This is a genomic window from Staphylococcus sp. HMSC072H03 (assembly GCF_001809305.1).
GTDB lineage: Bacteria > Bacillota > Bacilli > Staphylococcales > Staphylococcaceae > Staphylococcus > Staphylococcus hominis.
Genome location: NZ_KV796891.1, coordinates 1 through 7,999, shown reverse-complemented (window position 1 = coordinate 7,999; position 7,999 = coordinate 1). Strand labels below are relative to the sequence as shown.

Annotated in this window: 6 protein-coding genes and 2 pseudogenes; 3 read left to right on the top strand and 5 right to left on the bottom strand. The window is 31.0% G+C overall.

Annotation, left to right across the window (positions count from 1 at the left end; genetic code table 11):
* The first annotated feature begins 8 nt into the window (after window positions 1–8).
* The gene (locus HMPREF2578_RS07905) at window positions 9–515 is read left to right on the top strand and encodes a DUF1643 domain-containing protein (RefSeq protein WP_001092195.1); all 507 of its coding nucleotides are present in this window, start codon (window positions 9–11) and stop codon (window positions 513–515) included.
* A gap of 48 nt (window positions 516–563) precedes the next feature.
* Window positions 564–2,174: pseudogene (locus HMPREF2578_RS07900) on the top strand (IS1182 family transposase); the annotation flags it as partial.
* On the opposite strand, the pseudogene HMPREF2578_RS07895 reads toward HMPREF2578_RS07900, so the two are convergent.
* Both HMPREF2578_RS07895 and HMPREF2578_RS07890 read right to left on the bottom strand, forming a co-directional pair.
* Window positions 2,165–2,410, bottom strand: a pseudogene (locus HMPREF2578_RS07895) (type I restriction enzyme endonuclease domain-containing protein); the annotation flags it as partial. The pseudogenes HMPREF2578_RS07900 and HMPREF2578_RS07895 overlap by 10 nt on opposite strands.
* On the bottom strand, window positions 2,397–3,383 hold the full coding sequence (locus tag HMPREF2578_RS07890) for a beta-lactam sensor/signal transducer MecR1 (RefSeq protein ID WP_001549960.1): 987 nt from the start codon (window positions 3,381–3,383) through the stop codon (window positions 2,397–2,399). The gene HMPREF2578_RS07890 and the pseudogene HMPREF2578_RS07895, both read right to left, overlap by 14 nt.
* A 96-nt stretch (window positions 3,384–3,479) precedes the next feature.
* Here HMPREF2578_RS07890 and mecA point away from each other — a divergent pair, with 96 nt between their 5' ends.
* A complete protein-coding gene (mecA, locus tag HMPREF2578_RS07885) occupies window positions 3,480–5,489 on the top strand; it encodes a PBP2a family beta-lactam-resistant peptidoglycan transpeptidase MecA (protein WP_063852655.1) in 2,010 nt (669 codons plus the stop codon).
* A gap of 45 nt (window positions 5,490–5,534) precedes the next feature.
* Here mecA and HMPREF2578_RS07880 read toward each other — a convergent pair whose 3' ends face one another.
* The 3 genes from HMPREF2578_RS07880 to HMPREF2578_RS10895 form a co-directional block, all read right to left on the bottom strand.
* Window positions 5,535–5,963 carry a MaoC family dehydratase gene (locus tag HMPREF2578_RS07880; protein ID WP_000872606.1) on the bottom strand — a complete coding sequence of 143 codons (429 nt, stop codon included), beginning with the start codon at window positions 5,961–5,963 and terminating at the stop codon, window positions 5,535–5,537.
* Window positions 5,964–6,059: 96 nt separating this feature from the next.
* Entirely contained in the window at window positions 6,060–6,803 is a 744-nt protein-coding gene (locus HMPREF2578_RS07875) for a glycerophosphoryl diester phosphodiesterase (protein ID WP_070508370.1), read from the bottom strand.
* 796 nt (window positions 6,804–7,599) lie between these two features.
* A complete protein-coding gene (locus tag HMPREF2578_RS10895) occupies window positions 7,600–7,989 on the bottom strand; it encodes a hydroxymethylglutaryl-CoA synthase (RefSeq protein WP_020444595.1) in 390 nt (129 codons plus the stop codon).
* Window positions 7,990–7,999 lie beyond the last annotated feature (10 nt).

The window sequence follows — 7,999 nt, the reverse complement described above, 5'->3', positions numbered from 1 at the left end:
TGACGATGATGAATACAATCAAAAGTACGATAAACACAGAAGCCATATTTAGCGATGATGAACAACACCGCTATTTACTCAAGAAAACATGGGATGAAAAGAAACCCGCTTGTACAGTGATAACGATGTACCCTCATTTAGATGGTGTATTATCACTCGATCTCACAACTGTTCTTATCCTCAATCAATTAGCTAATACTGAACAATATGGTGCTGTATATCTTGTAAATCTATTTTCAAATATTAGAACACCCGAAAACCTCAAACATATCAAAAATCCATACGATGAGCACACTGATATTCATTTGATGAAAGCGATTAGTGAAAGTGACACAGTGATTCTTGCTTATGGTGCCTATGCGAAGCGACCAGTTGTTATCGACCGTGTCGAACAAGTGATGGAAATGTTAAAACCTCATAAAAAGAAAGTAAAAAAGCTCATCAATCCAGTAACAAATGAAATTATGCATCCACTCAACCCTAAGGCACGTCAAAAATGGATTTTGAAATCATAGCAAATACATGGAGGTCAATATGGAAACAAAACAAATCAACATCGTTTTACTGTAAATGATATTGTTGAAACAATTCCTGACAATGAATTCGACGAATTCAGACATCACCGTGGTGCAACTTCGTACCATCCTAAAATGATGTTAAAAGTGATTCTATATGCCTACACACAATCTGTATTCTCAGGTCGTAAAATAGAAAAAATGCTTAATGATAGCATCCGAATGATGTGGCTATCACAAAATCAAAAACCTTCTTATAAAACAATTAATCAATTTAGAGTAAATCCAAAAGTAGATGCTTTATTAGAATCTTTATTTATTCAATTTTACAGTCAGTGTGTAAAACAAAATCTTATAGATGATAAAGCTATTTTTATTGATGGTACAAAAATTGAAGCAAATGCCAATCGATATACATTTGTATGGAAAAAGAGTATTCAAAACCATGAATCAAAGATGAATGAGGATTCTAAAGCCCTCTACCATGAATTGGTAACCAATAAAATCATACCGGAAATTAAAGAAGATCATGATAATGAATTAACAAAAGAAGAAATAGATTTGATTGGTAGTCACTTAGATAAAGAAATCGAAGATTTAAACCAACATATCAACAATGAAAAATGTACTAAAACAAGAAAACAAATACGTCTCAAAAGAACTAAAATCAAAAAATACAAAAAGCAAATCAATGATTATTTTGAGCGAAAGTATCGATACGAATTTCAAAAATCTATTTTAAAGGATAGAAATAGTTATTCTAAGACAGATTATGATGCGACATTTATGAGAATGAAAGAAGATCACATGAAAAATGGACAACTTAAGCCAGGGTATAATTTACAAATAGCAACAAATTCCCAATTTGTTTTATCTTATAATGTGTATCAAAATCCAACGGATACTAGAACGATGATTCCATTTTTAAATTCAATTCAAGAGACCTACGGTCATTTACCTGAATATATTGTAGCTGATGCAGGTTATGGTAGTGAATCAAATTATAAGGCAATTATAGATGACTTTAATCGAACGCCACTCATAACATATGGAATGTTTATAAAAGATAAAACTAAAAAATATAAAAGTGACATCTTTAATACTCAAAATTGGAACTATGACGAAATTAATGACGAATTCATTTGTCCGAATAATAAACGGCTAGGTTTTAAAAGATATGCCTATCGTCATGATAAGTATGGTTATAAGCGAGACTTCAAATTATATGAATGTGATGATTGTTCAGAATGTCCTCTGAAAAATCAATGTATGAACTTCAATTCAAAAACAAACAAAAAAATAATGAAGAATTATAACTGGGAATATTTTAAATCCCAAATTAACAAAAAGCTTTCAGAACCAGAAACAAAAAATATCTACAGTCAAAGAAAAATTGATGTGGAACCTGTTTTTGGATTTATGAAGGCTATTTTGGGTTTCACTCGGATGTCTGTCCGAGGACTCAATAAAGTCAAAAGAGAACTTGGTTTTGTATTAATGGCACTTAATATAAGAAAAGTAGTAGCTCAACGAGCTGAAAATAATCAAAAAATTTATAAAAAAGACAATTTCTATATTATTTCAATAGAAATTGTCTTTTTTCACTTATCCAAGAACTTTATGTCCCGGACTCATTATGATTTATTTTTTTATTGCTGACTTGCCATTAATTCTGCTTGCTCTACAACTTGTTCCACAGCCATTTTTTGAAGATCTGGTGGATAGCCATATTTCTTTAATAGGCGTCTAACTTGAACTCTCATTTTAGCTTTAGCACTGTCTCGTTTAGACCAATCAACACTCATGTTATCCTTAACTGTTTTAGTTAACTCATGTGCAATGGCTCTTAACTCTTTATCGCCCAAAGCTTCTTTAGCTGTTTCATGTGAAGCTCGATATACTACATACAATATACGCAACAATACGCTTGTTTCGATTAGGTTTAGGCATTGAATCATAAAGTGCAATATACTTAACACGTTCTTTAATATTTGAATTAAAACCTAGTAAATATTGTGCTGCCACATTATTTATGTGCTGAGATTTTAAAATAGAGCATTTTAATATCGATTCACCATAACGTATATGTTCATGGCGATTCAAAATTTTTAAAACGTTTCTATCACATACTTTTTCACAGTCATTGTCCATCATTGTTTTACTTATATATAGTGCAGGATTAAACCAGAATATCATTTTAAAAACAACATAAAGCTGGTTGAATATTAAGTCATGACTTTTCACATGTGATAGTTCATGTAGAATAATATATTCAATTTCTTTGTCATTCATGGTTTCGACTACGACAGTTGGTAGTACAATTTGGGATTTCACTAAACCAAATACCATCGGATTATCAATGTTTGAACTATAACTAATTGTTATATGCTTTTTGTAGAACTGCATCTTACTTTGACATACTTTAAGTCGTTCATTAAGATATGACGATTCCAATGACGAACTTTTAATAACATCAATTTGTCGGAATGCCTTAATCATATAAAATAAGCACAACAAACTACCAAATACCCATATCAAAAGAATCATATACGTTATATTTGAGGTCTCAAACTGATTAACATTAATTGCTAAGTCTTTCGTAACAGATGATTGTTGACCATCTAACATATGACTAACCGAAGAAGTCGTGTCAGATACATTTCGATTCATCATATCTTTTGAAAATGTAAAATTCGATATTTTGTAAAATGGTATTAATGGAATTAACGTGGAGACGAGCACTAATAACCAAATCTTATGTGACATAATATTTTGAGTATATTTTATATAGAGCATTCTCACTAAAAAAATTACACATATCGTGAGCAATGAACTGATTATACTTAACATTAAAAAAGATGATAACACCTTCTACACCTCCATATCACAAAAATTATAACATTATTTTGACATAAATACTACATTTGTAATATATTACAAATGTAGTCTTATATAAGGAGGATATTGATGAAAAAGATAAAAATTGTTCCACTTATTTTAATAGTTGTAGTTGTCGGGTTTGGTATATATTTTTATGCTTCAAAAGATAAAGAAATTAATAATACTATTGATGCAATTGAAGATAAAAATTTCAAACAAGTTTATAAAGATAGCAGTTATATTTCTAAAAGCGATAATGGTGAAGTAGAAATGACTGAACGTCCGATAAAAATATATAATAGTTTAGGCGTTAAAGATATAAACATTCAGGATCGTAAAATAAAAAAAGTATCTAAAAATAAAAAACGAGTAGATGCTCAATATAAAATTAAAACAAACTACGGTAACATTGATCGCAACGTTCAATTTAATTTTGTTAAAGAAGATGGTATGTGGAAGTTAGATTGGGATCATAGCGTCATTATTCCAGGAATGCAGAAAGACCAAAGCATACATATTGAAAATTTAAAATCAGAACGTGGTAAAATTTTAGACCGAAACAATGTGGAATTGGCCAATACAGGAACAGCATATGAGATAGGCATCGTTCCAAAGAATGTATCTAAAAAAGATTATAAAGCAATCGCTAAAGAACTAAGTATTTCTGAAGACTATATCAAACAACAAATGGATCAAAATTGGGTACAAGATGATACCTTCGTTCCACTTAAAACCGTTAAAAAAATGGATGAATATTTAAGTGATTTCGCAAAAAAATTTCATCTTACAACTAATGAAACAGAAAGTCGTAACTATCCTCTAGAAAAAGCGACTTCACATCTATTAGGTTATGTTGGTCCCATTAACTCTGAAGAATTAAAACAAAAAGAATATAAAGGCTATAAAGATGATGCAGTTATTGGTAAAAAGGGACTCGAAAAACTTTACGATAAAAAGCTCCAACATGAAGATGGCTATCGTGTCACAATCGTTGACGATAATAGCAATACAATCGCACATACATTAATAGAGAAAAAGAAAAAAGATGGCAAAGATATTCAACTAACTATTGATGCTAAAGTTCAAAAGAGTATTTATAACAACATGAAAAATGATTATGGCTCAGGTACTGCTATCCACCCTCAAACAGGTGAATTATTAGCACTTGTAAGCACACCTTCATATGACGTCTATCCATTTATGTATGGCATGAGTAACGAAGAATATAATAAATTAACCGAAGATAAAAAAGAACCTCTGCTCAACAAGTTCCAGATTACAACTTCACCAGGTTCAACTCAAAAAATATTAACAGCAATGATTGGGTTAAATAACAAAACATTAGACGATAAAACAAGTTATAAAATCGATGGTAAAGGTTGGCAAAAAGATAAATCTTGGGGTGGTTACAACGTTACAAGATATGAAGTGGTAAATGGTAATATCGACTTAAAACAAGCAATAGAATCATCAGATAACATTTTCTTTGCTAGAGTAGCACTCGAATTAGGCAGTAAGAAATTTGAAAAAGGCATGAAAAAACTAGGTGTTGGTGAAGATATACCAAGTGATTATCCATTTTATAATGCTCAAATTTCAAACAAAAATTTAGATAATGAAATATTATTAGCTGATTCAGGTTACGGACAAGGTGAAATACTGATTAACCCAGTACAGATCCTTTCAATCTATAGCGCATTAGAAAATAATGGCAATATTAACGCACCTCACTTATTAAAAGACACGAAAAACAAAGTTTGGAAGAAAAATATTATTTCCAAAGAAAATATCAATCTATTAACTGATGGTATGCAACAAGTCGTAAATAAAACACATAAAGAAGATATTTATAGATCTTATGCAAACTTAATTGGCAAATCCGGTACTGCAGAACTCAAAATGAAACAAGGAGAAACTGGCAGACAAATTGGGTGGTTTATATCATATGATAAAGATAATCCAAACATGATGATGGCTATTAATGTTAAAGATGTACAAGATAAAGGAATGGCTAGCTACAATGCCAAAATCTCAGGTAAAGTGTATGATGAGCTATATGAGAACGGTAATAAAAAATACGATATAGATGAATAACAAAACAGTGAAGCAATCCGTAACGATGGTTGCTTCACTGTTTTATTATGAATTATTAATAAGTGCTGTTACTTCTCCCTTAAATACAATTTCTTCATTTTCATTGTATGTTGAAAGTGACACTGTAACGAGTCCATTTTCTTTTTTTATGGATTTCTTATTTGTAATTTCAGCGATAACGTACAATGTATTACCTGGGTATACAGGTTTAATAAATTTAACGTTATTCATTTGTGTTCCTGCTACAACTTCTTCTCCGTATTTACCTTCTTCTACCCATAATTTAAATGATATTGAAAGTGTATGCATGCCAGATGCAATGATACCTTTAAATCTACTTTGTTCTGCTTTTTCTTTATCTATATGCATATATTGAGGATCAAAAGTTGTTGCAAATTGGATAATTTCTTCTTCTGTAATATGAAGGCTTTTTGTTTTGAATGTTTCTCCTACTATAAAATCATCGTATTTCATATATGTCTCTCTTTCTTATTCAAATTAATTTTTTAGTATGTAACATGTTAAAGGTAAGTCTACCGTCACTGAAACGTAAGACTCACCTCTAACTTTCTATTGAGACAAATGCACCATTTTATCTGCATTGTCTGTAAAGATACCATCAACTCCCCAATTAGCAAGTTGGTTTGCACGTGCTGGTTTGTTTACAGTCCATACGTTCAATTCATAACCCGCTTCTTTTACCATTTTTACTTTTGCTTTAGTAAGTTTGGCATCTTCAGTGTTTACTATTTTAGCATTACAGTAATCTAAAAGTGTTCTCCAGTCTTCACGAAACGAAGTTGTATGGAATATAACTGCTCTGTTATATTGTGGCATGATTTCTTCTGCAAGTTTAACAAGCACAACATTAAAGCTTGAAATGAGCACTTCTTGATTCTGATTTAAGTTTGTTAATTGTTCTTCCACTTGCTTAACCATACTTTTAGAAAGTGCTAGTCCATTCGGTCCAGTAATACCTTTTAATTCTACATTTAAATTCATATTATATTCATTTGCTATTTTTACTACATCATCGAAAGTTGGCAAATGTTCATCTTTGAATTTTTCACCAAACCAAGATCCTGCAGAAGCATCTTTAATTTCATCATAATTCAATTCAGTTATTTCCCCGGACATATTTGTAGTCCGTTCTAAATAATCATCATGAATGATAATCAGTTGTTCATCTTTTGTAATTGCAACATCTAACTCCAACCAGTTTATACCTTCTACTTCTGAAGCAGCTTTAAATGATGCAATTGTATTTTCCGGAACTTTACTAGGTAATCCTCTATGTCCATATACAGTTAGCATATTACCTCTCCTTGCATTTTTATTTTTTTAATTAACGTAACTGTATTATCACATTAATCGCACTTTTATTTCCATTAAAAAGAGATGAATATCATAAATAAAGAAGTCGATAGATTCGTATTGATTATGGAGTTAATCTACGTCTCATCTCATTTTTAAAAAATCATTTATGTCCCAAGCTCCATTTTGTAATCAAGTCTAGTTTTTCTGTACCCCTTATCTGCAATTTTACTTAGGATTGCTTTTAACTTACCCCTTATCAGCAATTTTACTGAGAACTGCTTTTAACGCACCTCTTATCTGCAATTTTGCCTAGAACTGCTTTTAACGTACCTCTTATCTGCAATTTTACTGAGAACTGCTTTTAACTTACCCCTTATCAGCAATTTTGCATGGAATTGCTTTTAACGTACCTCTTATCTGTAATTTTACTGAGAACTGCTTTTAACAAACCTCTTATCTGCAATTTTACTTAGAACTGCTTTTAACAAACCTCTTATCTGCAATTTTACTTAGAATTGCTTTTACTATTCCTCTTATTAGTATAATCTCAGTAAGAATGCGTATAAAAATGAAAATTACAACCGATTTTGTAAGTGCTGACGCCTGAGGGAATAGTATGTGCGAGAGACTAATGGCTCGAGCCATACCCCTAGGCAAGCATGCACGTACAAAATCGTAAGATAAAAAAATAAGCATATCACTGTAAACTTTAAAAAATCAGTTTAGTGATATGCTTATTTATTTCGAGTTAGGATTTATGTCCCAAGCTCATCAAGCACAATCGGCCACTAGTTTATTTCTCTATCTTATATGTTCTGATATGGTCTTCTATACTGTATAAGTATACTTTTGAATATGGATCTTGTGTCAATTCACGTTCGAAATCAAATTCTTGATTATCAAATCTGTTAAAGAATGTTTCGTATTCTTCGACTGATAATTGCTCTCTAGATTCTAGCATATTTAAGTGTTTCTCTTTATCTAATGCTTTGTCATATCCTTTAACGATTGAACCACTAAAGATTTCTCCTACTGCTCCTGAACCATAACTAAATAGACATACTTTCTCTTCTGGTTGGAATGTGTGGTTCTGTAATAACGAAATTAAACTTAAGTATAATGATCCTGTATAAATGTTACCAACATCTCTATTCCATAATACGGTTCTGTTGCAAAGTTGAATTTATAGTATA

Excerpts from the sequence above, each read along its gene's own strand:
- HMPREF2578_RS07905 (WP_001092195.1), top strand. The coding sequence starts at position 9 with ATGAATACAATCAAAAGTACGATAAACACAGAAGCCATATTTAGCGAT.
- HMPREF2578_RS07880 (WP_000872606.1), bottom strand. The coding sequence starts at position 5,963 with ATGAAATACGATGATTTTATAGTAGGAGAAACATTCAAAACAAAAAGC.
- HMPREF2578_RS07875 (WP_070508370.1), bottom strand. The coding sequence starts at position 6,803 with ATGCTAACTGTATATGGACATAGAGGATTACCTAGTAAAGTTCCGGAA.